This window comes from Protofrankia sp. BMG5.30 (assembly GCF_001983005.1).
Taxonomy (GTDB): Bacteria; Actinomycetota; Actinomycetes; order Frankiales; family Frankiaceae; genus Protofrankia; species Protofrankia coriariae.
Map to the genome: position 1 here is coordinate 74975 of NZ_MOME01000033.1, position 26075 is coordinate 101049.

25 protein-coding genes, 1 other RNA gene and 2 pseudogenes are annotated in these 26075 nt (G+C 69.4%); 6 read left to right on the forward strand and 22 right to left on the reverse strand.

Translation table 11 applies throughout. From position 1 onward, the window contains the following. Window positions 1–8 precede the first annotated feature (8 nt). From BL254_RS17680 to BL254_RS17710, 7 genes are all read right to left on the reverse strand, one after another. Window positions 9–929, reverse strand: a complete 921-nt coding sequence (locus BL254_RS17680; RefSeq protein WP_217699312.1) for a tyrosine-type recombinase/integrase — start codon at window positions 927–929, stop codon at window positions 9–11. A 493-nt stretch (window positions 930–1422) separates the two neighbouring features. After that, a complete protein-coding gene (locus tag BL254_RS17685; RefSeq protein WP_139342370.1) occupies window positions 1423–4320 on the reverse strand; it encodes a LamG domain-containing protein in 2898 nt (965 codons plus the stop codon). 174 nt (window positions 4321–4494) lie between these two features. Continuing rightward, window positions 4495–4743: a hypothetical protein gene (locus BL254_RS17690; RefSeq protein WP_047222538.1), complete on the reverse strand. Its 249-nt coding sequence runs from the start codon at window positions 4741–4743 to the stop codon at window positions 4495–4497. After that, entirely contained in the window at window positions 4740–5354 is a 615-nt protein-coding gene (locus tag BL254_RS17695) for a hypothetical protein (RefSeq protein ID WP_052914482.1), read from the reverse strand. Before BL254_RS17695 ends, BL254_RS17690 begins: the two co-directional genes overlap by 4 nt. Window positions 5355–5356: 2 nt before the next feature. Beyond that, complete coding sequence (locus BL254_RS17700; RefSeq protein ID WP_047222537.1) at window positions 5357–5680, reverse strand: hypothetical protein; 324 nt, start codon at window positions 5678–5680, stop codon at window positions 5357–5359. Further along, the gene (locus BL254_RS17705; RefSeq protein ID WP_139342371.1) at window positions 5655–6431 is read right to left on the reverse strand and encodes a helix-turn-helix domain-containing protein; all 777 of its coding nucleotides are present in this window, start codon (window positions 6429–6431) and stop codon (window positions 5655–5657) included. Before BL254_RS17705 ends, BL254_RS17700 begins: the two co-directional genes overlap by 26 nt. A gap of 5 nt (window positions 6432–6436) precedes the next feature. Further along, a complete protein-coding gene (locus BL254_RS17710; RefSeq protein ID WP_139342372.1) occupies window positions 6437–7600 on the reverse strand; it encodes a helix-turn-helix domain-containing protein in 1164 nt (387 codons plus the stop codon). Between the two features lie 26 nt (window positions 7601–7626). Between BL254_RS17710 and BL254_RS17715 the strand changes: the two genes are divergently transcribed. Continuing rightward, on the forward strand, window positions 7627–7836 hold the full coding sequence (locus tag BL254_RS17715) for a hypothetical protein (RefSeq protein WP_139342373.1): 210 nt from the start codon (window positions 7627–7629) through the stop codon (window positions 7834–7836). Between the two features lie 45 nt (window positions 7837–7881). On the opposite strand, the gene BL254_RS17720 is transcribed toward BL254_RS17715, so the two are convergent. The 6 genes from BL254_RS17720 to BL254_RS17745 all read right to left on the reverse strand — a co-directional run bounded on the left by BL254_RS17720 (window position 7882) and on the right by BL254_RS17745 (window position 12054). Continuing rightward, window positions 7882–8322, reverse strand: coding sequence for a hypothetical protein (locus tag BL254_RS17720; protein WP_047222532.1), 441 nt, complete (start codon window positions 8320–8322; stop codon window positions 7882–7884). Window positions 8323–8397: 75 nt separating this feature from the next. Continuing rightward, a complete protein-coding gene (locus BL254_RS17725) occupies window positions 8398–8607 on the reverse strand; it encodes a DUF6011 domain-containing protein (protein WP_047222531.1) in 210 nt (69 codons plus the stop codon). Between the two features lie 299 nt (window positions 8608–8906). Next, window positions 8907–10535, reverse strand: a complete 1629-nt coding sequence (locus BL254_RS17730) for a hypothetical protein (protein WP_217699313.1) — start codon at window positions 10533–10535, stop codon at window positions 8907–8909. Next, window positions 10532–11356: a bifunctional DNA primase/polymerase gene (locus BL254_RS17735; RefSeq protein WP_076844136.1), complete on the reverse strand. Its 825-nt coding sequence runs from the start codon at window positions 11354–11356 to the stop codon at window positions 10532–10534. The genes BL254_RS17730 and BL254_RS17735 overlap by 4 nt, the downstream gene beginning before the upstream one ends. A gap of 210 nt (window positions 11357–11566) precedes the next feature. Further along, window positions 11567–11824, reverse strand: coding sequence for a helix-turn-helix domain-containing protein (locus tag BL254_RS17740; protein ID WP_047222529.1), 258 nt, complete (start codon window positions 11822–11824; stop codon window positions 11567–11569). Further along, window positions 11821–12054, reverse strand: a complete 234-nt coding sequence (locus BL254_RS17745) for a hypothetical protein (RefSeq protein WP_047222528.1) — start codon at window positions 12052–12054, stop codon at window positions 11821–11823. Before BL254_RS17745 ends, BL254_RS17740 begins: the two co-directional genes overlap by 4 nt. A gap of 176 nt (window positions 12055–12230) precedes the next feature. Here BL254_RS17745 and BL254_RS26290 point away from each other — a divergent pair, with 176 nt between their 5' ends. Both BL254_RS26290 and xerC read left to right on the forward strand, forming a co-directional pair. Then, window positions 12231–12935, forward strand: a complete 705-nt coding sequence (locus BL254_RS26290; RefSeq protein WP_256386260.1) for a helix-turn-helix domain-containing protein — start codon at window positions 12231–12233, stop codon at window positions 12933–12935. Between the two features lie 161 nt (window positions 12936–13096). Then, window positions 13097–14290 (forward strand): annotated as a pseudogene (gene xerC, locus BL254_RS25245) (tyrosine recombinase XerC); the annotation flags it as partial. Window positions 14291–14519: 229 nt separating this feature from the next. Here the strand turns inward: xerC and ssrA are convergent. The 4 genes from ssrA to ftsE form a co-directional block, all read right to left on the reverse strand. After that, window positions 14520–14897: a transfer-messenger RNA gene (gene ssrA / locus BL254_RS17765) on the reverse strand. Window positions 14898–15143: 246 nt separating this feature from the next. After that, complete coding sequence (gene smpB, locus BL254_RS17770; RefSeq protein ID WP_047222527.1) at window positions 15144–15623, reverse strand: SsrA-binding protein SmpB; 480 nt, start codon at window positions 15621–15623, stop codon at window positions 15144–15146. A gap of 140 nt (window positions 15624–15763) precedes the next feature. Continuing rightward, the gene (gene ftsX, locus BL254_RS17775; RefSeq protein ID WP_047222585.1) at window positions 15764–16636 is read right to left on the reverse strand and encodes a permease-like cell division protein FtsX; all 873 of its coding nucleotides are present in this window, start codon (window positions 16634–16636) and stop codon (window positions 15764–15766) included. A 199-nt stretch (window positions 16637–16835) separates the two neighbouring features. Then, window positions 16836–17525 carry a cell division ATP-binding protein FtsE gene (gene ftsE / locus BL254_RS17780; protein ID WP_047222526.1) on the reverse strand — a complete coding sequence of 230 codons (690 nt, stop codon included), beginning with the start codon at window positions 17523–17525 and terminating at the stop codon, window positions 16836–16838. Window positions 17526–18145: 620 nt separating this feature from the next. Here ftsE and BL254_RS17785 point away from each other — a divergent pair. The 3 genes from BL254_RS17785 to BL254_RS17795 all read left to right on the forward strand — a co-directional run bounded on the left by BL254_RS17785 (window position 18146) and on the right by BL254_RS17795 (window position 20540). Continuing rightward, on the forward strand, window positions 18146–18328 hold the full coding sequence (locus BL254_RS17785) for a hypothetical protein (protein WP_047222525.1): 183 nt from the start codon (window positions 18146–18148) through the stop codon (window positions 18326–18328). 163 nt (window positions 18329–18491) lie between these two features. Next, entirely contained in the window at window positions 18492–19676 is a 1185-nt protein-coding gene (locus BL254_RS17790; RefSeq protein ID WP_076844140.1) for a sorbosone dehydrogenase family protein, read from the forward strand. A 51-nt stretch (window positions 19677–19727) separates the two neighbouring features. Beyond that, window positions 19728–20540 carry an AAA family ATPase gene (locus BL254_RS17795; RefSeq protein ID WP_254858258.1) on the forward strand — a complete coding sequence of 271 codons (813 nt, stop codon included), beginning with the start codon at window positions 19728–19730 and terminating at the stop codon, window positions 20538–20540. Between the two features lie 57 nt (window positions 20541–20597). Here BL254_RS17795 and BL254_RS17800 read toward each other — a convergent pair whose 3' ends face one another. From BL254_RS17800 to BL254_RS27265, 5 genes and pseudogenes are all read right to left on the reverse strand, one after another. Further along, window positions 20598–21935 (reverse strand): aromatic acid exporter family protein, encoded by a 1338-nt coding sequence (locus tag BL254_RS17800; RefSeq protein ID WP_083731169.1) that lies wholly within the window; start codon window positions 21933–21935, stop codon window positions 20598–20600. A 121-nt stretch (window positions 21936–22056) separates the two neighbouring features. Next, a complete protein-coding gene (gene cobA / locus BL254_RS17805) occupies window positions 22057–22848 on the reverse strand; it encodes a uroporphyrinogen-III C-methyltransferase (RefSeq protein ID WP_047222583.1) in 792 nt (263 codons plus the stop codon). A gap of 327 nt (window positions 22849–23175) precedes the next feature. After that, window positions 23176–24066: a hypothetical protein gene (locus BL254_RS17810; RefSeq protein ID WP_076844142.1), complete on the reverse strand. Its 891-nt coding sequence runs from the start codon at window positions 24064–24066 to the stop codon at window positions 23176–23178. Window positions 24067–24169: 103 nt separating this feature from the next. Further along, entirely contained in the window at window positions 24170–25330 is a 1161-nt protein-coding gene (locus BL254_RS17815; RefSeq protein WP_157180432.1) for a TIR domain-containing protein, read from the reverse strand. A gap of 315 nt (window positions 25331–25645) precedes the next feature. Then, window positions 25646–26075: pseudogene (locus BL254_RS27265) on the reverse strand (hypothetical protein); the annotation flags it as partial.

The window sequence follows — 26075 nt, forward strand, 5'->3', positions numbered from 1 at the left end:
CAATCTTGCTACCCGGCGAGATGGGCCGCGAGGGTGTAGGCGGCGTGGCGGTCGAGGTTGTGTCGGGCCCGGTCGTATCGGCGGGTGGTGCGCGGGTCGGCGTGGCCGGCGGCGTCCTGGACGTCGCGCAGGCTCACCCCGGCGTCCAGCGCGAGCGTGACGAAGCTGTGCCGGAGGCTGTGCGGGCTCAGCTTGTCCGCGCTGGTGATGCCCGCGGCCCGGGCCAGCCGGCGGATCAGCCGGAACACGGCGGGTTCGTCCATCCGCCTGCCGGTGCGGGTGGCGAACAGCGGCCCGGTGGTGCAGCCGTCCAGGTAGGCGTCGATGGCGTGGGCGACCGATGGGGCCAGCGGCACGGTTGCCCGTTTCCCGCCCTTGCGGACAATCCGGAGAACCCGGTGCCCGCGCTCCACGTCGAGGTCGTCGACGTCAGCGGCCAGGACCTCACCGACGCGAAGACCGTTACCGGCCAGCAGTCCGATCAGCGCGTGAGCGCGGGGGCTGTCGGCTGCTGCGGCGGCGAGCAGGGCGCGCACCTCGTCACGGTCCAGGCCGGTGGTCTGCGAGTCGTCACCGAGCCGCGGGCGTTTGACGTGGGTCAGCGGTGATCGGGTGAGCACGTCTTCCGTGACGAGGTAGGCGAAGAACGATGCCAGCGCGGACAGTCGACGGGCGACCGTGGCCGGGGTGCGGCCGTCGACTTCTTCGAGTCCGCGGGCGTAGGCGTCGACGTGGCTACGGTTTGCGCCGGTGACGGTGATGTCGTGCGCTGCGCACCAGCCGGCGAAGTCCCGGAGGTCACGGGCGTAGGCCGTGCGGGTGTGCGCTGACCGGTAACCGAGCAGCCAGCCGGCCGCGTACCGGCTCAGCGGGTCGGAGTCTTCGGTGGGTGCGAGAGCGGACGCGGCCCGGGTAACGATCTCAGTCACGAACAACAGGATAACCGGCATTATCCTGTATTAATATGATCTTCCTGCTGGCCTGAGTCCGGGACCATCGCTCGCACCTCGTCGGGGCGATCGAGCGCGCCTGCGCGGCCTGCGCGAACAGCGGACACGATCCGGTCGACCACTTCGTGGGCGCCCGGCGCATGGTACAGACCCGAAGATCACGGTTCCAGGGTCCTGGAAGCGTCGGGGCGGTGCAGGGGCTCGATGAGGATGAGGTGAGTACTACTCACGTCATCGACTCGATGGGCCGCCCTCAGCAGACAACGATCATCTCCGAGCCAGGATGAACGTTCGCGGGCGGTGTTGCCGGATGGCGGGCAGTGGGCACGTGCGYCGTGCTCGGGCTCAGCAACCCGCGTACGTCGCTGGCCGTGCTCGATGATGACGAGAAGGGTACGGACACTATCCGCACCCTCGGCGGTGGCTTCAGCGGCGGCCAGGTCGTCACTGTAGGGATGGCCACGCGCACTCCTTAAAACCCCAGCGGGTTACCTGCGTCGAGTTTGTTGTAGGGGGCTCGGTCGAGCTGCCACATCGTGTGCATCGGCAACACCGGGGAAAGCTGGAGTCGCACACACCACGTGTTGATCGACCCCGATGTGAAATGCTCGATCCGTTCGATGAACGCCTCGATGGTGGTTCCCGGTGCGAGGCTCGGCAGGTCACCGATGGTGATCCGGTCGCCGATCTCCAGGGAGAGCAGCGGCTGCCACAACGCCGCGTTCGCGAACGGCTTGAACAGCACGCTCTCCACGCGGACCTTCGGCGCCGCGGTCCGGGCGAGCTTGGCCAGCCCGTGCACCTCTGCCTCGGCGTCCGAGCGGATCGCCAGCTCGATTGACGATCCCTCGGCGAGCTCGTAGGTGTCTATCGAAGTCTGGTCGACAACGGTGATCGTGCCGCTGGTGGTACGGGTCACCTCGGTCGAGTTGACGAGCCGGGAATCGTCCTTCGCCGGCCGTAGATCCTCTTTCGCAGGGGACATGACGCCGGTGAACGTGTACCGGCTGGTCCGGTTCACCCGGTGATGYCGGTTCCGCATGACGACCGCGCCATCCGGGCCCATGTACAGTTCCCCGGCGCCGTAGCCGGTGATGGCCTGCGCGAGGCCGAGCACGGACGTTTTCTCCGCCCAGTCACGGGCCAGAAGATCGGTGAGGCCAACATCGATACGGGTGTCGACGATCGGCCAGTCAGTCAGGTCAAGGACCCCACCGACACGGTTTCCCTCGTTTTCGAGGAAGCCACCGAACCGGCCTACAACATCGAGTGCGTAGATTTCCCCGGCGGGGAGAATCCTGTTCCAGAAGGCGACATGTCCCATGCGGCCCTGGAAGTGGAAATCGAGCACCGATGACCAGGGATGCCAGGCGCCACCGAGATCTGCCCTGGCGGGCATCCCCCAGGTCAGCGGGTTGCCGGTGAGGGCGACGTTCGCGACCTCTCCGCCGTCCAGATAGACTCGGCAGCGACCCCACGTGCCGTCCGTCGGGTCGTAGGTGAGCACCACATTGTGATAGCCGCCGTCCACATAGTTCACCCCGCTCGTGTACACGGTTTCGGACGGGGTAATGACCTTCAGCGCACCGCTGGTTTCAAACTGGATCTGGAATCCAGACAGAAGATCGTTGAAGCCGGGGACAATCTGCCGGAACAGGATCCGGGCGATCGAGATCGGTGGGGCTGTGGAGAACCACAGCATCATCGACCACGGGCCGTCGAGAGCAAGAGCCCCCGGCGCGGACGTCAGGTCCAGCACGTTCCCGGCGCCGTTGGTCGTGTCGACGTTGACCGCCAGCGACGACGATCCGGCATCCGAGTTCCGCCCCATCTCCGTCTCCGGCAAAACCGAGTCGGCACCGAACCCGCCACCACCCCACCCGTATTTCGACGTGAGAATCTGGGCCATCCCGCCCGTGCCGGCGATGTTCCCCGCCGCCGTCGATTCCTGCGGCTCAACACACGGGTAGTACGAGCGTGGGCCGGTGAGCAGCACCTGAGCCCGGTACGGCGGGGGAATCCTCCGTTTCGACAGCAGCCGGAACGCGTCGACCGCGCGGAGCTCGACCTCACTCCAGCCGTGGCCGGGGATCGACTGGTACCAGCCGGTCGCGTAGCCCACACAGATCGGATAGAGAGTGCCGGCGTAGTCGGCGACGAGGGTGACGCGCTGACGGATATCGACGTCGTAGCCGGCCCCGTCCGGGGTGAGCTGCCCGTCGCCGTTCGCCAGCACCCAGGAGAACTCGGACGCCTCGAAGTTGTCCTGGTCGGATGAGCGTCCACGGCGCTCGCCGGGGCGGGCACGGAGCCGCTGGCCGAGGTCTACACCAAAGTAGTGGATCTTCCAGCCGTCGACGTGATGGGCCTCGCCTGCCGCCGCACCCGCGACGCTGGCCCCGAGCTTCCACCTGACCGCGGTGGCGGGGATCTCCGTGAACAGGCCGATCATCGTCCAGCCGTCGCTGTTTGTGTAGCCGGCACCCTCGGCCTGTACCTGGCTGTCCGTGTACAGGTCGACGCTGGCCGAGTTCTGCCACGTCGACGTGACCGTCACGGTCCGGTTTGCGACCCCGGCGGCCGGGCGGACGGGCACCCACAGCAGGCACAGCCGGCCCGCAGCAAGCGTGATTTCCCCAGCCCCGAGAACCAGACTCGCTGATGCCGCCCCGGTCGACCCGCTACGGGTCAAGGTGAGGCTGTTCGCGCCCGCGAACGGCTTGCGGGTGGAGATATCGAAGGTGGTGTTCGCGCCCGCGACCCAGCCGGCCACGCCGGCTTCCATCGTCGAATAGGCCGCGAACGGGTCCCGGAGGAGCACGACGGCATCCGACAGAGGCGCCGCGTCGAACACGACCCCCAGCCGGGGGATCGGCTGCCCCGGCATCCCGGTCTGGGCCAGCGGGGACGCGGTCAGGTAGGTGACGGTGAGCTCGTCGTAGGTGTGGGTGCGCTGCGCGGCGTCGGCGCCGTTGTTCCCGGCGAGCTGCACCCGGCCGGCCGCGGTGGTGGCGCTGTTCGTGCCGGTGTAGTCCCATGCGGCCGGCTCGGAACCGGCGGCGCTCCACACCTTCGCGGAAATGGCGGTTCCCTCGGCGCGGAGCCGTATCCACACCCCACCAGCCGGAATCGTTTTCGTCACGGTCGCGAGGACCGTGCTGGCGACAAGGACCCCGTTAGCGGCCCGAACCGTGTAATCCCCACCCTGCGGGTTGATCTCAAGGAAATAGCCGGCAGCGGGGAAAGCATCGTTGATGCTCGGGTCTCCCCACACCCCGGACCCTCGAATACCCACCACGGTGTGGGATTCCGCGRCCACCGTGCCCGGGGTGTAGCGAACGAGCAGTTCACAGTCCGCGACCGCGGTCATCCCGGATGCGTRCTGCCGGGCCGCCGTGGTATACGCGCTCGTGCCGGTCCGGAGCCGGCCCGCATTCCCCTGAATGTCGGAGCTGGCCCCGGTCCGATGTGCGCTCGTCCAACTGGCGGACCAGGGGTCGCCGTTTGTGCCGGTGAACTGCTCGTAGAAGTTGATCCGCATCGTTCAGGCCCCGAGCAGATCCCGCAGGTCGCCCCGGGCCTGCGCCTGCGCGCGCTGCTCGGGGCTGGCAGCATCGAAATCTTCCCCGGACCACTGCCGACCCGGGGTGATCTCGGCCGGGACGGGGCCGCCCATGATCGCGGCGAGTTGGCCCGCCTCGAACGCGGCGGCGATGTCCTCGGCGGAAGCGCTGTCGAGCCAGCGGGCGTCGCGCTGCTCTACATCGCGGGTTGCCCGCCGTCCGCCGGTCATCCCGCCTCCCGCAGGCCAGCGCCCATGATCCGCCGGATATAGCCGGCCGGGTCCGCGGCGAAAGCCTGGTTGTTGCTGGGGCCGACGTTCGCCGGGGTGAGGTTGGTACCGGCGGGCACCCGATGCGACAGCATGTGCAGCAGCACGCCGAGCAGATCACCCGGTTCGAGGTAGTTGATCTGACGGCGGTCTACCGCTATGGCGCGGTGGCTGTACCCGGCCGGGGCCGCGCCGAGACCGGCGTCGAGAGGTGCGCAGGTGTCGCACTGCCCGACGCCGTGCCGGGACAGAGCGGCCTGCCATTGGCCGTGTAGCTCCTGCCGGGCTACGACCGCTTCGACCAGCGCGGCCGTGGCCTCCACGGCGACGTCGAGCCGGTTGACGATCTCGTCCGCGTCGCCAGCGTGACTGATGATCTCGGCGCGGAGGGCCTCCAGCTCCCGCAGCCGTTCGGCGTTGGCCTCGCGGTCGAGGCGCTCCGCGGTGCGGGCGGCCCGGGCGTCCAGCAGCCTGCCGATCAAGCCTCGGGCTTGATCGGCTTCCTCGGTGCTGGCCGCCTCATCGAGGGCGGTGAGGGCGGTGTTCAAAGCGTCGGTGCTGCTCTTCGTCATGGTCAGACCTCCGTCGGGGTGACGAGATCGGCGAGGACAGCCCAGTCGGTGTGCGCGCCGGGCACCTTGTGCATGACCTCCCTGAGCACACCGGCGAGCACGCCGGTCACGTCGGGCTGGCCTGACGTGACACGGGCGCGCAGGTGGGCGGCGAGAGAGTTGGCGGCCTTGCTCGCGTCCTCYGCCTCGAGGCGGGCACGGGCATCGGAGGCCATCTGGCGGGTCTTCTGGATGACGAGGGCTTCGTACTGGGTGACCATCTCCGAGGTGGTGGCGGTGACCATCTCGTGGGCGAGACGCTCAATCGTGGGGGTCGGGGCTGTCATGCGTGGGGGCCTCCAGATCAGTCAAGATCAGCCACCGGTTGCCGATCATCCGGGCCGGGACCTTCCCCTGCCGGGCGAGCCGAGTCGCGTGCTGTCGGCTGGTACCGGCCCGGCGTGCGTACTCGGAGGCGGACACCTCCGCGGTGGTGGTGTCCTCGGTGACTGCGTTGATCGTGGACTGGACCGGAGAAACAGGTTCCGAACGGAACGGGGCGGCTGGGGCGGGTATCCCGCGCCGGTGTCGGCCGGCCGCGTCGTGCAGCGCGGCGAGCAGGGCACGGAGCTCCGGCGAGACGCCGGGTGCTCCGTGCTCCCGGCCTCGGTGCGCGGTGCCTCGCAGGAGGTCGGCGAGCACGTCACCGGCGAGCCGGGCAGGCACGTGCACATCGTCCCGGGGCGAGGCGGCCCGGGACGCCGCGTCCAGCAGGACCAGCGCAGGCCCCCACAGAGGCCGTGGTGCCGTGTCCAACAATCCCCGGAGCCGGGCAAGCTCGGGGGCGTCAGCGGCGACTACAGCCGCCAGGAAGGCACGGACGCCCCGAGACGGCAGCACTCGCAGATGGCTGTCGAGCCGGCCGAGCTCAGCACGGCTGAGGACCAAGGCGAGCTTGCCGCGGAGCTGTTCCAGCACCTCGGCGTACTCGGTGACGTGCGCGTGTACCAGGTCCAGGTCGACGAGCTCGGCGAACGAGGTCACCTCGCGTTCGGGGATGGCGCGGGCGGGGTCGTCGCTGTCAGAGGTATCTCCCATGGTGATCACCATCCGTGGTAGCTCCGGCTATGCCGGCCGACCGTCACCGTCACCGGCGGCCCCRCGGCCTCAGCAGCGGCGCGCGACTCGTCCAGCAGGGCAGCCGCCCGATCAAGAATCCGCGCGCTGTTCTCGGCCCCTGGCCGGTCCAGCAAAGCCATTGCTTCGGCGCGGGCCTCAGCAGCGGCCTGGTGCAGCCGGATCGCGCGGACGATCTCGGTAGGGAGCGGCCAGTACCCGGCCAGGAACGCCTTCTCGGTGCGGCGCGTCCACCGCCGTACCGACTGGGGGGTGTCCGGCCGCAGCGACGAGCCGGCGGCCTGCAACAGCCGCTCCCGCAACGGAGCGGGGCCATCCGGCCGGATCCCGTAGGCGAGCAGACGGACGGCGCAGGCACGAGGCCGGCAAGTCCCCCGCTCCAGCTGCTTGATCAGCGATGGGCTGCACCCCACCCGGCGGGCCAAGCCGGGCCGTGACAGGCCAGCAGCGCGGCGGGCGGCAGCCAACCCGGCACCGAAACCGGCGACCAGGCGTGCACGCTCGTCGGGTAGGACACGGCCGGACGGGGCAGCATCGCGCGCGTGCGGGCGAGGGGCCGAACGTTCCCGTTCGGCTGATGAGGTCGGCCGCGATGTATCGACGGGCAGGGAAGCGAGTAGCCGCGGGATGTCTGACGGTGGGAAGCGCACCGCTGTCAGATCCGAGACGGCCCCGGTCTCCCGCTCCCAGTGGGCGGGTTGACCGGGGACCAGGCGGTCAAACAGCGCCAGCGCCTCGGGCGTGAACGCCACGTAGGCCAGCGGGTCCGCATCCGCCGGCGGCGGCCCGCCCTGACACGAGTAGACGGTGTCCACCCCGGCGGCCCACAGCGCGCGGATCAGCTCGGCCATGCCCTCGTCGACCTGCACCGGCCGGCCGTCCCGGGTCAACGTGACCTGCGGATGATCGGTCATGCTGCTTCCCGGGGTCCGAGCCTGCGCCGGGTGGGGCAGGTCGGGGTCCGGGGTTGCCTGGCCGCCGCAGCTCGGGCAGGCCCAGGACTCCGGGGAGCGCAGGCCGGTCCAGGGGGCGGAGGCCCCGCGTGTACGGGCCGGCGGGTCGTCCTCGTCCCGGGCTGGGACGGAGAGCCGGGCGCGGGTCATCCACGACCGGACGGTGGTGCTAGGCAAGGGGGCTCCTGGGGGACTATCTGGGCGTGACGGGGGACGAGCAGGTGGACAACGGACACGGGTTGGGGATCGGGCCGGACGAGGCGGGTGATCCCTGGGAACGGTTCGTCGGTGGCCCTGGCGACGGAATCGTGTACGGCCCCGATGGGAAGCCGTGGCGGCCCGGCGACCCGATTCCGCCTCGGCGGGACCGCCAGACCGGCCGAGAGCCGGACCCCAACAACGAGGGCGGCTGACGCACAGGGGTGCCGGCCCCGGGGTGAGCCGGGGCCGACGGAACGTCAGGCGTGGCTGTGCGGGCGCTGGCTGAGCAGCAGAGCCTCCAGACCGCAGGCGAGGTCCGCCCAGTCCCGGACGGTCATGTCTTCGGGGCGACGACCGTCTGCGTGCTGTGTGGTGATCTCCCTCAGTCCGGCGTAGTCCGGGTGCTGGAGGACGTCGTCGCTGCGTTCGGCGACGGCGGCTTCGGCGGTGCTGATCAGGCCGGCGAGGCGGATGATCAGGGTGCGGGCGGTCTCCACGTCGATCTGGTACGCGAGCGTCTTGCCGTCCCGGGCGATCCACTCGTCGGCGCCRTAGAGCGCGAGAGTGATGTACGCCTCGCCGCTCATGTGCTGGTACGCCTCGGCGCGGAGCGGGCCGTCGGGGACGAGGTCGACCTCGTCGAGGGCCCGGATGCCGTCGACGAAGGGGAGCGTGGCGTCGGGTGTCTTGCTGTGCATGGGGGTCCTCTCGGTTGCTCTGGTGGGTGACGAGGCATGCCGTCCCGGGTGGGCCCCGGGCCGGGCGAGAGACGGTCACGCGGCGGCGTCCAGGCCCGGCTGGACCGGGACGCCGCGGGTGGCACGGACCGCGGCGAGCACGAGCCGATGGCGATCACTGGCGGGGAGACGGGCGAAGCATTCCGGGCCGATGAGCAGTGCCCGGCTGGTCGGGGCGTGGAGGAGGCGGCGGCAGCAGCGGCAGCGAGGCCGGCCATCTACGGCGTTCTCCGTCGGGTTGATCACTACTGTCCTCTCGGTGCTCTCGCGTGTAAGTCGACGAACTGATCCCGCAAACCCCGCAAACCCCGCAGCACCTCGTCTGACCTGGTCTTTTGTGAACTGATCTTTGCGGGGTTTGCGGGCTGTGGGCGTTCCGGCGCGGGGTTTAGTTCCCCTGGCCTGCGGGGTTTGCCGCGTGGTCTGCGGGGTTTGCGGGTTGTGGGCCGAGGCCAAACCCCGCACGCGTCTGCGCAGGTCAGCGGCCCTGTTCGTGCCGCCTGCGGGGTTTGCGGGGTTCGATCCGCCGTCCATCGCCATGCGCGTCATGGGCCGTCTGGGCATCCGACCGACCAAGTGGCGATCTTCCTGTGTGGGTCTTCACCACGGCGGAGGACGTACGGCCCGTGGAACCGGCCGACCTGCCCGCGGAGCGTCCGTCCGAGTGACTTCGCGGACGGCACCCCACCCCGCTCGTCGGCCAGGAAGCAGCCCTCCCAGGGGTCATGCGGACGTCCATGGTTGTCGATGTCGATGTCCGCCGAGGCGCGGATCTGCGCGGCGGTCTTCGGCTTGGACTCGAACTTCCGGTGCCACTGGCCGAGGAACACTTCCCACTCGTTGTCCTCGTCGTCCATCGCGCGGACCTCGTCGACGTTGGCGAGGAAGCCGTCGATGTTGTGGTGGGCGAGGAAGCCGCCAACCGCGCGGGCCCAGGGAGTGAACTGGCGCATGACGTGCTCGGCACGTGGTGCGCCGCTGGCGATCCAGTCCATGACCAGCACGAGGAGGTGGCGCAGCACGGTCCGCTGGTTCGCAGGGTCCTTCACCCACAGGTCCAGGTGCGGGATAGCGAAGCCGGTCCGCTCCTCCGGGTGGGGCATCTTCGGGTCCAAGCGGACGAGCACAGTCCGTGTCGCGATGTCGCCGCCCAGCCGCAGGTTGTTGCCGGTGCCAAGCCAGAGCCGATCGTTGGCGATCTGGACGGTGGTGTTCGTACCCAACCGCCGGTCCGACCATTCCGGGGTCGTGAGCAGCAGCGCGAGGTTCGGCGAGTCGATGACAGTGCCCTCGCGGAGGTTATCGAACACCAACACCGAGGCGGCCTCACCGAGCGCCGAAGTGATCGCCTTGCGAAGCTCGGATTCGGTCTCCGGCCACGGCAGGACCCGCTGCCCATACAGCAGACCGATGCCCTCGGACAGGATGGTCTTGCCGGATGCCTGCGTGGTCGCGGTGATCAGGCCAAACGGGGTGAGGGTTCGGACGTACGGCCGGAGGATGTTGCTGACCAGCAGCCCGAGGTAGTTCGCCCTGTCCGCCGGGGCGACCCAGGGGAAGCCCCCAAGGAGCGTCTCGCAGAGGAACTTCTGGGCTTCGGCGACCTCAAGCAGCTTCGGCTCCGCGGGCACCCACGGAAGTTCGACCTTCGGCGCGAAGAACAGGCCGGTCTTCGCGTCGTATCCGGCCGTTTGCAGCAGAGTGCCGTCCGGGCGGAGCACCGGCGAGCCCACGATCCCGTGCAGTGGCCTGACCCCCGGCCAGTACCGGCCGGCCAGGACCGCGGCAAGCACACGGTTCGAAGGGACGGTTTCGATCTCCTGCTCGATGGTCTCGTCCGACTCGCCGTTCTTGCCTTTCCTGGTCCTCGTTCGGACCTGGAACGCGTAGGCGTGCCGGGCGAGAAGGGACGCAAGGCCGGCCGAGGTGAGCACGCTCGGGGCGTAGGGCAGGGGCGGTGGGTCGGGCAGCCCCAGCGGGGTGGAGATGTCTCCGGAGACCCGTTCGAGGTGGACGACCTCCCCGGAAGTGACGTACAGGTCGGGCAGCTGGTTGCCCTCGATCGCCGCACGGAGTTCGCGGATCTGCGCGGCCTCGGTGGTCAGCTCGATGTGCGGCCGGYCCGTCGCAGCGGCCACGATGTCGTGCTCGGTGACCGCGACCTCGGTGCTCAAGCGCGCACCGGTCCTTCGACCGCGGAGCGGATGGTGCRGGCGGCTTCAGCTGGGGGTAGCCCAACCGCCTCAGCGGCCCGGAGAAGGGCATCCACGCTGGTTTCGGTGTCGAGCCTGCCAGCGTCGGCATGCTCGACGACCTTGACCGCGGACCAGAACAAGCGATCGTTCCTGGTGCCTTCCGGGGCGGTGAGAACCACCCTGACAAGCGCGGCGAGCACCTTGTCCGCGGACGCCGTAGATACCCGGCCGGGCGTGGCCCGGCGGACGGGCTGCGGCGCAGGTGTGGCAGCCTGGCGCAGCCAGTCCGGCAGCGGGGCAAGCGGGGCACGGTTCGCCCACTCGTAGTGGCGGCCAGAGCGGTGCACGCTCGGCGGGGACAAGACCATGCCCCCCACGCCGCGGACATCGAGCCCAGGGCCCAACAACCCGGCAGAGTTCCGCACGGAGGGGCCGTCTCCGGCGAGGAACCACAGGTGCCGACCACCGCTGTCCCGGCCGGTCGTCACGGTGCAGGTGGCCACCTCGCCGTGCTGGGCGGTCAGCGCGGCCCAAGATTCGGCCCCGGCCGGCCCGTCGACGTCGATGACGATCAGACCGCTCGGGCCGCAGGCCACAGCGACGGATGCTGCCGGCCAGCGGGTGTACCAGTCGATGATCGTCTCAGGGTCCGTGGTGGCCTCGGTCGCCCAGCGGACGAGCGGGAACTTCGTGCCGGCCCGGACCGGGAACACGTGAATGCCGCGGGCGGCGAGCCCGAGAGCGGCCCGCCCGTTCGGCGACAGATTCCGGGACCGGTCGGTCCCGGTGGCTATGCTCATGCCTGGGTAGAGACCTCTCCGTAGAGGCGTGCAGTGGGAGCGCCGGGCGATCCGCAGTTGCCCGGCGGTTTTCTGTGTCTGGGAGCCCTTCGGCCTGTCTCCCGGCCGGGCTGGGCGCTACGTTGCCCCCGGCCGTCGGAGAAGTTTCCAGTCGGAACCTCGGGTCATGCTGGCCGGCGGCACGGGGTGGCTGGCCAAGATCGGACACGTTCAGGCGGCTGTCCCGGTATCGGTGTCGTCGGCCGGCTCCACGCCCAGGAGGGCCAGCAGGCCCCGCAAGGGGATCACGTACCGGTCCCCATGCTTGATCACCCGCACGGGAAACTCCCCAGCCCTGATCAGCGCGCGGGCCTTCGTGAGCCCCATCCCGAGCACACTGGCCGCGGTCTCCACGTCGACGATCACCGGGAGCGCCCGGAGCTGCCGGGTCGTCCACTGGCCGCGGCGGGGCTTCTTCGGCGGGGTCACGCGGACACCCGGCCGGCGTCGTCATCGCCGAGCACGGCCAGCAGCCCCCTTACCGGCACCTTCCACCGGGCGCCCACCCGGATAACCGGGACCGGGAATTTCCCAGAACGGACAAGCGCGTGTGCGCTCGTCCGTTCGATGCCGAGGCAGGCCCCGGCGGTCGTCACGTCCGTCACGAGTCCCAGCGCCCGGACCTCGTCCAGCGTCCGTGGTCGCACTTGTGCTTCCACGACACAACCTCCTGATCGATTGGGATGTTGTGACATCCATCCTGACATTCGATGCGGGGATCACAGTACACGCCGCAGGGTGTCAGATCTGAGGCCAACTGCGGCTACCGTGTCATCTCGTGACACAACATTCGGAGGACTGGCCCGCCGAGCTGTCCCGCTCGATCGCAACCGAGGTGCGACATCACCGACGGCGACGAGGGATGTCCGCTCAGGAGCTGGCGGACGCGACGGCGGCACTCGGCTACCCGATTGCCCGATCAGTGATCGCGAATCTGGAGTCCGGTCGGCGTAGCAGCGTCTTGGTCGCCGAGCTAGTGATCCTCGCGAAAGCGATCGGGGTCCCACCGATCGTGYTGCTGTACCCGACCGGCAGGAAAGACACGGTGGAAGCGCTTCCCGGTGTCGAGCTTCCGCTATGGACAGCATTGTCGTGGTTCACGGCAGAAGGAGGATACGCAGAAAACGAATGGCTCGACGACCAGAGTGAACCGGAAAGTGATGGCTGGCTGGCCATCCGGCTATACAGAAATCATTGGCAGCTCGCATGGGAGTGGAATGTTGCGATGGATGAACTTTCCTCCATACGCGAGTTCCTCGAAAGCCCTACCCCCGATCTCACCGCCGAACGAGCCAAAGAGCTACGGCAAGCAGAAAAGGCCGAAGACCGCGAGCTGCGGGCGATCGAAAGTGATCTTTTTGGCATCCGCGATTCCATTTGGGAACTTGGCCTAAAATTGCCGACTCTTGACCCGGTACTTGAGATGAGGATGGGAAAAGTAGCTAGAGAAAATGCGAGAACGGAGACACACGGGGAACGCGTCAAGGAGCTACAGCAGTCGGAAGAAAAAGTACCAAGACTAAGAAGTCGGGGGCGATAGTGGAGATTGACGTCAAGCAGCGTTGCKGCTGCCGTGACCCGGAGACGAAGAAGAAGTACCCGAGGGGTGAATGCCCGAAGCGGGGCAAGCGTGGGCACGGCTCGTACGAATGGCGGTTCCGTGTCCCGAAGGAGCTCATACCCCTCGTAGGCAAGGAGCTGATGCGGGGCACCGCGCCCACCCGCACGCAGGCCCAGAGCGATGCGGAGAAGGCCGTCTCACAGGTCCGGGCCGGCCGGCAGCACGTCGGCAAGCTGACCGTCGGCGCCTACCTGGACGGCTGGCTGAGCCGGAAGAACGCGCTACGGCCGACCACCCGGGCCCGCTACGAGCAGTTCATCCGGCTGCACCTGGTCCCGTATCTCGGAGAAATGCCGTTGGCTGGACTACGCGCCGAGCACATCGACAGCGCGTTGAAGCTGGCGGTCAAAGCCGCCCAGAAACGCCCGGGACGGCCGATCGGCCCGGCGACGGTGAAAGACGTGCTGGAGATGCTGCGCACCGCACTGAACGACGCGATGCGACAGCGGAAGCTCGACTTCAACCCGACGGACGGAGTGGAACTCGCCTCCTATTCGGCGCCCGAAGTTGAGCCGTGGGACGCGGAAGACGTTGGGCGATTTCTGGACGAGGCGGCCGGGGATCGGCTCGCGGCGGCATACGAGCTGATGGCCCTGCATGGYCTTCGCCGTGGCGAGGTGTGCGGGGCGACCTGGTCCGGATTGGATGAGGTGGCGGCTGTGCTCATGGTCCGCCAGCAGATAACCCGTTCAGGGTCAGAGATGGGGGTGTGGGCACCGAAGACGAAGTCTGGCCGGCGGAAGGTCGACCTAGCCTCGGTGGTGGTCGGGTCGCTGKCCACACATCGGCTCCGCCAGGACGAAGAGCGGGAAGCCGTCGGCCCGACATGGAACAACGGGGTGCTTCCCGACGAGCATGGGAACCCGGTGCAGTTGAAAGATCTGATCTTCACCCATCCGTCGGGCCGACACTTGGCCCCGGAGTACCTGACTCGGCAAATGCAGCGCATCGCCCGGCGGGTGGGCCTGCTGTCGAACGTTCGCGAGCTTGCCCCGGCCGGGTCGACCACGTTCGTCGTCGGCAAGCGGTACAGGCCAGCGGAGGGTACGTGGACGCTGTACAAGGCCCGTGAGCCGATCGGTGAGGTGACCGTGCTCCGCGCGGAAGGGCTACACGGGTCCCGTGCCCTGCTGCACCTCGCCGCGCCGCTGACGGTCGACCTGGGGGTGTGCGACGAGATCGGGGATCGTCTGCTCTCCCCCAAGCGGCTACACGACCTGCGGCATGGGTCGGCGTCGATCCTTCTCGGTGAAGGGGTGGACATCACGACCGTGTCCAAGATCCTCGGTCACTCTTCGACGTCGATGACCGGTAACACGTACGCGCATCTGCTCCGATCGACGGGGCAGGCTGCGGCGGAGACGATCGCCGCGGCGATCCCCCGCCGGACGCCGCGTGCGCACCCTGTGCGCACCAGCGCGGGTGACGGTGGCGGGATCGTGGAGGGTGGTGCTGTTGCGCCTGGTCAGGGGCCCATCCGTTCAGGACGGACCCCCGCCGACAGCGTGGAGGTGGCGGGAATCGAACCCGCGTCCTCCGGCCCCGCAACAGGGCTTCTCCGGGCGCAGCCTGCTTGTTGTTTCTCAGCCCCACCGGTCACGCAGGCAAGCCGGTGTGGGCTCAGTCACTGTGAGGTGTTCCTTGCCGATCCCGTGACCGGATCAGAAGGTGATCCTCCTGGCGACGCCAGATCCTGAGCCGGAGGCACTCTCAGGCTGACGGCTACTTGATCCCGCTCAGGCCGCGAGGGCGAAAGTGCGGGGTGTAGCAGACTGCGACTTGTTGGCAGTTGTTTCTTCGAGCGGATCGTTTACGAGATAACCGCTCATCCTCGGCCCGCTTCCCCTATCCCGACGTCCGAAGTCGAAACCGGTCACCCCCGTGTCATGTGCGCTCACAGCGTGAACTCACGGCGTGAACTCACAGCGTGCTAGTCGATACTGGTACCGGAGCTATCTTACCCGAGCCACCGTATGGCGACCCACCTGGCCAACGTCGAACACGCCGGCCGTGTTCCCGCCGGCAGACCGCTGAAGTTCGGGGACACCACTCGGTTCGGGTACGCGGCCGGGCAGGCACGTCGACCGGTTCGCGGTGGCACGGATCGCGCGGGGATCCGGCGAGGATTCAGTCGTCGCGGCCCTTGGCCCGCCGTCCCAGGACCCGGGAGACCTCGCGTGACGCGTCCCGTTCGGCGAGCGCCTGGCGCTTGTCGTAGGTCTTGCGGCCCCGGGCCAGCGCGATCTCCACCTTGGCCCGGCCGTCCTTGAAGTACAGGGCCAGCGGGACGAGGGTGAGGCCGCCCTCCCGGGTCTTGCCGACCAGCTTGGAGATCTCGTCGCGGTGCAGCAGCAGCTTGCGACGCCGCCGCGGGGCATGGTTCGTCCACGTGCCCTCGGTGTACTCGGGGATGTGCACGCCGTGCAGCCACGCCTCCCCGTCGCTGATCTGCGCGAAGGCATCCACCAGGGATGCCCGGCCCGCGCGCAGCGACTTCACCTCGGTGCCCTGCAACACGATCCCGGCCTCGATGGTGTCGAGGATGGTGTAGTCGTGCCGGGCACGCCGGTTCTGCGCAACCAGCTTCCGGCCGGTCTCCTTGGCCACGTTCGGGGTACCTCATTCTTTCCTACCAGGTTCCACCGAGGTTACGCCGCCGCCGACCGGCCACGCGGAAGCACAGCGATCACGCCGCCGCCGGCCGTCCGGCGGCCCCTTGAGGGTCGGCCAGCCTTCCAGCCCGCTACCTAAACGTGCAGGTGGCGGCGCAGCGCGACAAAAGCCATCGCCGCGGACGCCCCGGTGCCGATCAGCAGGACGCCGACCGCGACAGCCCACACCGCCTCCCAGCCGAAAAGCGGGAACGCGGTCTGGCGGGCGAACCGGTGGTCCACGAGGTAGATCTTGCCCGCGATCAGCGCGGCCGCGGCGAACAGGCCGCCGGCCATCCCGGCGACGGCGCTCTCCAGCACGAACGGGGCCCGGATCGTCCCGTTCGTCGCCCCCACCAGGCGCATGATCGCGGTTTCCCGCCGCCGGCCGTGCGCGGAAACCCGGATCATCGTGTAGATCAGCGCGAACGCGGCCAGCGCCTGGACGGCGGCGAGCGCGAACGCCCCGATGGTGCAGGCGTCCAGGATCCGGTAGAGCGGAGCGAGCAGAGCACGCTGATCACGGACCCGGTCGACCCCGTCCCGTCCGGTGTAATAGGTGATGATCTCGCCGGCTCGGCGCGGGTCGGCGAGCGTGAGACGGAACGAGGCGGGCAGGTCGGCCGCGCTCACCCCGCTGACGATGTCGGGCGAGTTGCGGAAGTCGTGTCTGAAACGCGCGAACGCCTGCGCCTTGTCCTCGTAGCGGACGTTCTGCACCAGGGGGTCGGCACGCAGGTCGGCCGCGAGGGTGTCGCGTTCGGCACCGGAGATGCCGTCGTCGAGGTCGATGACGACCTGGATGCGGTCCAGCAGGAAGCCGTCGACGGTGTGGACCTGGGCCCGCAGCAGCAGCCCGGCGCCGAGCAGGGTCAGGCAGATGGTCACGGCGACGATCACCGCGACGGACGTCGCCAGGTTACGCCGCAGGCTGGTGACGCCGATTGCGAGCAGCGCCCCGGCACGCATCCCGGTCATGTCCTCGTTGCCGCCGGCCGGCGGCCTGGGAAGCCGGAGCCTCCAGAACCCACCGGGCCCGCCCACGCTGTCAGTCCTGTTCCTCCTGCCCGACCCGCCCGACCCGCCCGACCCGTCTGGCCCGCCTGGCCCGCCTGGCCTGTCGGGCTTACCAGGTTCGCCGGTCCCGCCGGGCTTGGTGGTCACGGCGTCAGAGGGTTGGCTCGTAGCCGCCGGATGCCTGGTCACGCACGAGCGTCCCGTGCTCGAGCTCGACGACCCGTCGGCGCATGGTGTCCACCAGGGCGGCGTTGTGGGTGGCCATGACGACTGTCGTTCCCACCCGGTTGATCGCTCCCAACAGGTTCATGATCCCGGCTCCGGTGGCCGGGTCGAGATTGCCGGTGGGCTCGTCGGCGAGCAGCACCTGGGGACGCGCGACCAGGGCCCGGGCCACCGCGACCCGTTGCTGCTCGCCGCCGGAAAGCTCGTCGGGGTAGCGGTTCTCCTTGCCTGCGAGCCCGACCAGATCGAGTACTTCGGGCACGACCGTGCGGACCACGTGCCGCGGACGGCCGGTGACGTCCATGGCGAAGGCGACGTTGCCCGCGGCGGTCCGGTCCGCAAGCAGCCGGAAGTCCTGGAAGACACAGCCGACCTGGCGGCGCAGCAGCGGTACCCGACGGTCGGGGATGCTCGCCACGTCACGGCCGGCGAACTCGACCACCCCGGAGGTGGGCCGCTCCTCCCGCAGCAGCAGCCGCAGCAAAGTGGACTTTCCCGAGCCGGACGGGCCGACCAGGAAGACGAACTCCCCCGCGCCGATCTCGAGGTTGATGTCGTCCAGGGCGGGCCGCGTGCCGCTGTGGTAGCTCTTGGTAACTGATGTCATACGTACCATCGCGGATGTCCCCGGCTTCCGCGGATCCGCGGATGCGCTGCCGTGCCCGCTCCTGGCTTCGGGCATGCAGGTTCCCCGACCGCTGGCGAGGCGATCCCCAGGGCGTGACGACTCCACCATCGCGCCCGTCCCTTCACCCAAAGTCATGATTGCATGTCCCTTAAGCAGAGAGAATCCATATAGATACTCTGAGTCATCGATCGATACTAAGGCAAGATCCCCCCGTAGTTACCCAACGCACATGTCTGGATGTCGACATGCTGGTGCGCGGCGCGCGCCGACGGGACACGCGACGGCATGGACGATCACGCTCCGGTTACGGCTCGACTCTGACCTGGCCACGACCGACCGCGAATCGGTCACAGTTTGACCAGGTTCTGGTCACGGCCCGCACTGCCACCGCCGGTGCGAACGAGCATCCGGTGAGCGGGTAAGTGGACAGGGTCGATCGCTCGTCCGATAGTGGAACTTTCTTTGACCGCCAGACATTGGGCGGGGCAGACATTGCGCGGGGCAGGACAGGCCGTGCACGCGGCGGCCGGCTGTTCGCCGCCATCGCTCGCCAGCCGGACACAAGGCAGCCGGATGCRGGGCAACCGGACGCAAGGGAGGTCGACGGCATGTGCTGCGAGGACCTGGTATGCGCCCGATGCGCCGGACCAGTGGCCGAGGCTCGGTGCCCGTCCTGCCGGTCGGCCCGTGACTCGATGCACCACGCATCCTTCACGATCACTCCGCAGCTGCTGATCGCTGTTGTGGCGGTACTCCTGATACTCGCCCTGCTGGCCGCCCACCACGGCTGAGCCGGGAGCTGGGCTGCCCTGCCCCCGCTCGGCGTCCGTGCGTTCCAAGGCACGCACACCGAGGCACGCACAGCGTGAGCGGAACGTTGGACGGGTAGCCCGCACTGGATGCGACGCACCGTCGCCGGCCCGGCCGTCAGGACGTCGACCGTGAGGAGAGCAGATGCCGTCTGTCAGCATGCTGCGGCCGCGCGGCCGCGCCGACCGAGCGGCGGGCGGTCATGGTCCCATCCGCGGCACCCTGCTCGCCCGCATGGCTGTAGCTCTTGTTGGGCTGGCCGGCATCGTCCTTGCCGGCTGCGGCTCGACCGACACCTCCCAGGCGGACGATCTCGCGGGCACATCCACCGGCTCCGGTCAGAACGGTTCACAGCGGCCGGAGACGGTTGCCAGCGGGTTGCGGACGCCCTGGGGCCTGGCGTTCCTTCCCGATCGTTCCGCGCTGGTAGCCGAACGCGACAGCGGCCGCATCGTGCACGTGCCGGCGAACGGCGGCGCGCCCACCGAGATCATGCGCATTCCTGACGTCGCGACCGGCTCCGGTGAAGGCGGTCTGCTCGGCCTGGCGGTCTCCCCCGGCTATGTCACCGWCCATCTCGTGTACGCCTACTACACCACCGCCACCGACAACCGGATCGTGAGATTCCCGCTGCCGTTGGGCGATACACCACCCGCGRCCGTCGAACCAATTCTCACCGGGATCGCGAAGGCCACGGTCCACAATGGTGGACGTATCGCGTTCGGGCCCGACGGCATGCTCTACGCCGGTACGGGTGACGCTTCGGAAAGGAGCAGGGCGCAGGACGCGTCCAGCCTGAACGGCAAGATTCTGCGGATGCGTCCCGACGGTTCGGCGCCGGCCGACAACCCCGACCCGCGTTCGCTCGTGTACAGCCTCGGCCATCGCAATGTCCAGGGCCTGGCCTGGGACTCCACCGGTCGGCTGTGGGCCACCGAGTTCGGCCAGAACACCTACGACGAGGTCAATCTGATCGAGGCCGGGCACAACTACGGATGGCCTCTTGTCGAGGGCAGGAGTGACACCGATGGCAACCGATTCACCAATCCCTTCGTCACCTGGAAACCCGCCGAGTCCTCCCCGAGTGGGGCCGCGATCATCGGCGATACCCTGTATGTGGCCGCGCTCCGCGGCGAGCGGCTTTGGGCTGTTCCCCTCGACGGGAAGGGCGCCGGCACACCCTACGCTCTGCTGGATGGCGAAGCCGGGCGCCTGCGCACCGCCGTGGCCGCTCCCGACGGATCACTGTGGATTACAACCAGCAACACGGATGGACGTGGTTCACCACGTGACGGCGATGACAGAATTCTGCGGCTCACCTCGTTCTGATCGCCGCGAACCGATTCCGGCCACCATGAACCGGCCCCGGCGGACAGTCTGATGACGTCCCGGCTGTCACCGATGACGTCCCGGCTGCCGGGATCTCCAGGCGGATACGGACCAGGGCTGCCCAGCCGCCGCGTGACGCTGCCCACCAGCGCGTCCGGCCAGAACTGCACCGACGCCCGGACGGCGGACCATGGCATGACCAGCCACGGCATGACAGAACGTGACACCCACGCCCTCGACTGGCCCGAACCCACGCATGCCGGCGGTCCCGCCGGCGATCCGGCCTGTGCGGGCTGGACGCTGCGCTACCCCACCGGCACGGTGCTGATCGTGGCCGGCATCCCCGGGGCCGGCAAGAGCACGCTCATCCGGCGCGTGTTCGGCGGCAGCACGGACCCGCGGACACAGGCGTGGGRCACCGGGCCGCTGGTACTGGACTCCGCCGACATCCGGACCGCGTTACGGGCCCGGCTCGGGCCGCGCCTGCCGTACCGGCTCTACCGGCCCGCGGTACACGTCGCGCACTATGCCCGGATCGCGGGGATGACGCTCCGGCGCAGCGAGAGCCTCGTCGTCCACGAGTGCGGGACGCGGCGGTGGGCGCGCCGGGCCATCACCGGACTCGCCCGGCTACGCCACCGGCCCGTCCATCTCATCCTGATCGACACACCGTCGGCGGACGCGCTCGCGGGACAGCGGGCCCGGGGCCGGAGCGTACGTTCCCGCGCGTTCCGACGCCACGAACGGTCGTGGGCCCGGCTGCGCGACGCGGACCCGGCGGCGCTGTACCGCGAGGGCTGGTCGTCGATCCGGGTGCTCGACCGTCGCGACGCACGCGCCCTGACCGCGATCCGTTTCGACTGAACCGCGAGATGCCTGATGGCGCCTGATGGCGCCCGGCGTACCCGGCGCGGGCCGCGATCATGGGTTGTCGGGGGAGAATCCGAGTGCCTCGTCCGTGGCGTGCATGACCTCGTCGAAGTCAAGGCCCATGCCGAGCAGCAGGTCCACCGCGGCCGAACGGACCTGGCCCACGATCACCACGGCGGGCAGCGTCTGTTCCGGTGCCAGCGCCCGCGCGGCCAGCCGGACGGCCCGCATGGCGCTGCGGTGCGCGTCGGCCCGCGCGTCGGTCACCTGGTGGGCTGTCGTGCGCGCCCGCGTCCGCGCGCCGCGGCCCCGATACACCCCGGCCTGCTCCTCGACCAGCGCCGTCAGGTATCCGCCCAGCGCGCGGACCGCCTCGGCGAGCTGGCTGACCGCGTCGACGAGCACCGGCGGTGCCGGAGCTCCCAGCCGCAGCAGCATGACCGCGGACCGGGCGAGGACGCGCACGTTGCGCACCGCGTGGTCCATCTTCGTGGCGACTTCGCCGTATGCCGCCAGCGACGGCGACCGGCGCCTGCGCAGGATGGTGAACCGGGTCGTCTCCTCGGCCACGGCGACCGCACCGTGGAACGCCGCGACCGCGGAGTCGATGCTGCGTGCCTCCTCCAGCGCCCGCCTGGCGGCATCGTGATCATCTGCTTTCAGCGCGGCCGCGACGCTGTCGAGGACGTCGGCCAACCGCTCGAACACCGGCGCGGACTCGTCGGCCAGCTCGGTCAGCGGGTCGGTCCGCAACGGCAGCTGGTTGACCGCGATGGCGACGGCACCGCCGACCAGCGCGTCGAAGAACCGGGCGGGGACGAGACCGCCGTCCACCGGCGTGGTCACGGCGACATAGATGGCGGACACCGCCGACTGCACCACGAGAATCGCCCCGCCGCCGAGGAAGGCGGCCACAGACAGGGTGAGGACGGTGACGGCCACCACCGACCAGACGCTCGCCGGGCCGATGGCATGGGAGATCACATCGGCGACCAGCACGCCCACCGCGACCCCGACCCAGATGTCCAGCGCCCGCCGCAGCCGTTGCCCGCGGGTGACCCCGAGGACGATCAGCGCGGCAGCCGGCGCGAAGAACGGCAGGTCGTCCCCGATGAGATACACGCCCAGCAACCAGGCCACGGTCACGGCAAGGCCCGCCTCGGCGACCGCGTCCACGCAGTCGCGTAATCGCCGCAGGCCCTGGGCGAACCATGACCGGGCCGCCCGCAGCCGGGCTGCCCATGGCCCGGCCGCGGGCCCGGGTCCGGATCCGGACGATCGGGGGTCAGCCGGCTGGGAGCCAGGCGGCTGGGACCCGGATGGCAGCTCGGAGGTGGTTGTCGGGCCGGCAGCCAGCACGGTCGCCGGTCGACTCCGGTGCTGGGTCATCGTCGTGGCTCCGGTTCTGGTCGGCGGTCCGGGCCGGGAGGCGGCCGGACTGGTGATCCTGACCGGGCGCCGGCCGGACAGCCCCGCGGGGCCACGGGATCAGGGCCTCGCCGCCGCAGGATCAGGACTTCTTCTGTCGTAAGGTGTCGACCTCGTTCCTTATCGTGACGACATCTCCGATGACGATGATGGCCGGCGGCTGGATGGCGGCCCGGGCAACCAGGGCCGGGATGTCGGCGAGCGGGCCGGTGACCACCTGTTGATCACCGCTGCCGCCGTCGCGGATCACCGCGGTCGGGGTCGACGCCGGGCGCCCGCGCTTGATCAGATCAGCGGTGATTCGCTCCAGCGTGCCGATGCCCATGAGGACGACGATCGTCCCGGGGCCGGTCGCCACGGCATCCCAGTCGACCGTCGAGCCCGGATGCGACGGGTCGACATGACCGGACACGATCGTGACGTCCTGGGTGATCCCGCGGTGGGTGACCGGGATGCCGGCCAGCGCCGGCACCGCCGTCGCGCTGGTCACTCCCGGGACGACCTCGCAGGGCACCCCGGCGGCCGCGCAGGCCAGCGCCTCCTCGCCGCCGCGACCGAAGACGAACGGGTCGCCGCCCTTGAGGCGCACCACTCCCAGGCCGCGTCGGGCGCGTTCCACGATCACCTGGTTGATCTGCTCCTGGGTGAGGTTGTGGCCGTGCGGCGCCTTGCCGGCATCCACGATCTCGACCTCGGACCGTAAGTCGTCGAGCAGGGCCCGCGGGGCAAGCCGGTCGACCACCACCACGTCCGCTCGGCGCAGCAGCTCCAGGCCCCGGACGGTGATCAGATCGGGCCGCCCCGGACCGCCGCCGACGAGCGCCACCCAGCCACCCGCCGGCCGGTGGGCTCGCGCCTCCCGATCCCCGTTCAAGTCCCGCTCCTGGCCCTGCTTTCGCTCCTGGTCCCGCTCCAGGGCCTGCTCCCGCTCCAGGGCCTGGTTCCTGTGCTGGCCGCTGCTCCGTTCCCTGTTCTGGTCCGCGGTCGCGCTCGGACGGGCTACCCCGCAAGAGGCCCCCGCATGCCYGTCGTCGCCGCCATGCCCGGCCGTCACCGGTGATTCCGTGTCGAGTCTGCCCACGATGAGAAGTGTGCGACCTCCGGCACGGAAAAGCCGCAGGTAGGTTCCGTCACCGTGGCAGCGACTGTCACCTACGGCTTCCGCGTCCGTAGATGGGAACCGTTGCCCCAGTCGAGGTTCCTACCCGCGGTTCCCGCTGATCCGGCGCAGGCCGCAGAGCACGAGGGCCACCATCTCGTCGGTGTCGTCCGTGGTGAACAGCGCCTCGTTCTCGGCCTGGTCGAGGCCGTTGGCGAGCGCCCGCGGGCCGGCCGCCCGCAGCTCCTCAAGCAGGCCGTCGTAGTCGACAGGCGTGCCGACGCGGGCCGCCTGCGCCACCAGCTCGGCGTATCCCGGACGAGCCGCGAGCTGACTGTCCAGCYCCAGGTCACGGGGCCGCCCGCCGGTGAGGGCCTCGATGACCCGCTCGGTGCAGCCGCCGAAACCACCCAGCAGGAACAGCGGCCGCCCGGCCCGCAGGGTGAGCACGGCCTCCTCCAGCAGGCCCGGATAGAGCCCCGCACCGACGACGACGGCACCGCCGAGCATCACCCGCGCGTCGGTCTCGGCGGCCATGCGCTCACGCATGGCGGTCAGCGCGCGGGCCCGCTTCCAGCGCGCCACCAGCGCGTCACCACCGTTGCCGGTGGCACCTGGGTCGTCCCGTAGATCCGGGTCGTCGGGGCTGATGTCGGCCGGTGGCGGCACACCGACCACCGTCGCGACATCGACGAGTTCGGCCTGTTCGTCCACCCCGAACCGGAGGAACAGGTGCCACGCCAGGTAGTCGGTCACCCGCTCCGGTCCGGGCCGGCCGGGCAGATCGTAGGTGTCGACGAGATCGAACAGGACCCGGCTGTACCCGCCGACACGCAGGTCACCGCCGTAGGCGAGGGAACCGCCGGCGGCCAGGACATGCCGTGCGATCTCCACGAACGCGTGCCGTTGGTGCGGTAGGCCCAGCCCCCGCCGGGCGAGATCCGGGCTGTCCGAGATCGAGACGGCCACCCGGATGTCCGCGAGCGAGCTCACAGCAACCTCCTCGCGCACTCTGTCACCGCGGGTCCCGTCACGGATCTCGTCACGGATCTCGTCACGGGTCCCGTCATGTCGAAAGTCATGTCGAGAACAGCGGTCATGTCGAGAACAGCATCGTCGGTGTCACCGCCCGCAGCGAACCATCGAGCTTCGCCAGCACCCGGCTCTCCTCGGTACCCAGCGGTGGATCAGGATATAGAAGATCGACCGGGGCCGCACCTCCGACGGAATTCCGTGGCAGATCGAGCAGGGTCAGYAGTTCGGGTGGCCGGGCCAGCAGGAACGAAGGCAGGGCGACACCGTGCCGGCCGCACATCTCGGCGGCCCGCAGCGGAAAATACCGGTGCCTGAGCGTCTCGGTCAGCAGAACGCCCACCAGATGGTCGAGAACCCTTCGTGAGTCACGATGCCAGCGGACGGTCGGAACGTTGCCGAGATACGGGAAGGCACGCACCGACCGGTCCGTGAGCGCGTCCAGGACGACCACCGGCATGGACGCGCGCTTCGCGCCGAGGAACTCCCGCTGGCACCATGGCCGTGAACCATAGGAATCCGAGTTCACCGCGAGCAGCGCGCTGCTGGTGGCCGCGGCGTCAAGAACGTCGGCGAAAGGGTCGCCGCCGGATATGTGGTGCGCGTCGAGGAAGTCGTCGACATCGGTCTCAAACCGAAGATGCCGGGCCACCTCCCTGGCAATGGCGCCGCCATCCGCGGACGCATAGCTGATGAACACCCGGACCGGGTCAGAAGCACCGACCTGACGACACACCCGGTGGATGACATGGTTCAGGAGGACCTGCTCACGAAAATGTGCCGGCAGCGTGTGCAGGTCGACGACGTCGACATCGACCGCGACGGGAACACGGGCGAAGTTGGGGGTGAGCGCGAACGGCAGAAGCCAGTTAGCGGGTCCGGCGCCGACAGCACGCAGCAGTTCCGCGAGATAGTCGTTCCAGCCGGCACCCACCAGCGCGTTGTCGATGAGCAGGACGACGACGTTACGCTCGGCCAGGCTGAGATCGACAGGTGGCGGCACGTCGGCGGCCCACCGCGCGCCACGACCGTCCGGGCGGTCGACGGGTCCGCCAGCCGACCAGTAACGCACCGGAATTCCCAGCGAACGGGCGGTCGGCTGCGACGGGTCGGCCGTCAGGTGCGTGAAAACGGCGTCGGCGAGCTGGCGGGTCTCCGCATCACCACCGGAACGCCAGAGCACGTGTACGGCAACGGGCGGCCGTGACCGCCTGGCGGCGCTCACCAAGGGTCGTCAGTCGGGTCGGGACGCATTCCGGCACGATAATCCGGGACCGCATTCCGGTACCACGGCGGGGGTGACGGGCCCCGGCCCGATGGCGGGACGACCGCCACCGGGCCGACAGTCTCCGGCAGGCGAACGGCCTTCGGCAGGCGCGGGCACCAGTCCGTCACCCGGTCCATACGAACGGCATCCCCACACGCGCGACACGCGTCCCGGGTATTTCACGTKGCCCGGCCGGTGGGCCGGGGCCGGCCTGCTGTCCGTGACGCGTTCCCCGGCGCCGGAAACAGTCCGGCCGCGTCGAGAACAGCACGCTCACGCCGAGAAGAACATTGTCGGTGTCATCAGTCGCATTCTCGGCTCGAACTCGTGCAGCAGTCGCGTCTCCTCGCTGTCCAGTGGAGGATCAGGGTAGACGACGGTCAGATCCGCCTCCACCGAACCGGTGCGGCGGCGCAGCTCAAGCAGCGTGAGTGGCTCGGGCGGCCGGGAAAGGCAGTAGTACGGCCGGTCGACCCGCCGCAGCCGGGACAGCCAGGCCACCTGGCGGGGAAAATACCGGTGCCGGAACGACTCGGCGAGGAGCAGACCCAGCAACCGCTCCATGACGAGCGGTGAGTCCGGCTTCCAGCGCAGTATCGGAATGTTCCCGAGATAGGGTGAGCGACGCTCGTCACAGTCCTCGACCGCGTCCAGCAGGACCAATGCCGCTAAGATAAGATCCGCCCGGTGATCATTATCGTTG

Bases quoted from the DNA above. Each gene is read 5' to 3' on its own strand.
- BL254_RS17690 (WP_047222538.1), bottom strand. From the start codon at position 4,743: ATGACCGGCGGACGGCGGGCAACCCGCGATGTAGAGCAGCGCGACGCC.
- BL254_RS17695 (WP_052914482.1), bottom strand. From the start codon at position 5,354: ATGACGAAGAGCAGCACCGACGCTTTGAACACCGCCCTCACCGCCCTC.
- BL254_RS17705 (WP_139342371.1), bottom strand. From the start codon at position 6,431: ATGGGAGATACCTCTGACAGCGACGACCCCGCCCGCGCCATCCCCGAA.
- ftsX (WP_047222585.1), bottom strand. From the start codon at position 16,636: ATGCGTGCCGGGGCGCTGCTCGCAATCGGCGTCACCAGCCTGCGGCGT.
- ftsE (WP_047222526.1), bottom strand. From the start codon at position 17,525: ATGGTACGTATGACATCAGTTACCAAGAGCTACCACAGCGGCACGCGG.
- BL254_RS17785 (WP_047222525.1), top strand. From the start codon at position 18,146: ATGTGCTGCGAGGACCTGGTATGCGCCCGATGCGCCGGACCAGTGGCC.
- BL254_RS17800 (WP_083731169.1), bottom strand. From the start codon at position 21,935: ATGACCCAGCACCGGAGTCGACCGGCGACCGTGCTGGCTGCCGGCCCG.